We start from the raw sequence: 494 nt of genomic DNA on the forward strand, positions 1-494 counted from the left end.
TCCACCTGGATGGCATCGCTCCGGCTCCCCGTGGTGTGCCGCAGATCGAAGTTACCTTCGACATTGACGCCAACGGCATTGTGCACGTAAGCGCCAAGGATCTGGGCACCGGCAAGGAGCAGAGCATCACCATCACCGCTTCCACCAACATGAGCAAGGACGACATCGACAAGGCTGTCAAGGACGCCGAGCAGTATGCCGCCGAGGACAAGAAGCGCCGTGAGGAAGTGGATGTGCGCAACAACGCCGACCAGATGGTCTTCCAGACCGAGAAGGCAATGAACGAGTTCGGCGACAAGATCACCGCCGAGGAAAAGAGCGACGTGGAGATCAAGCTCTCTGCCCTGAAGGAAGCTCTGAAGTCCGGCAGCATCGATGACATCAAGGCCAAGCAGGATGATCTGCAGAAGTCCTTCTACGCCATCAGCGAGAAGGTTTACAAGCAGGCTGCTCAGGCCCAGGGCGCTCAGCCCGGTGCCGATGCCGGTGCCCAG

1 protein-coding gene is annotated in these 494 nt (G+C 59.3%); it reads left to right on the forward strand.

Going from position 1 to position 494, the window contains the following annotated elements:
- A partial coding sequence (locus H6B10_RS15255) for an Hsp70 family protein (protein ID WP_204652336.1) occupies positions 1-494 on the forward strand: 494 nt, incomplete at both ends.

The sequence above is a fragment of the Gemmiger formicilis genome, from assembly GCF_016901605.1.
Taxonomy (GTDB): domain Bacteria; phylum Bacillota; class Clostridia; order Oscillospirales; family Ruminococcaceae; genus Gemmiger; species Gemmiger formicilis_B.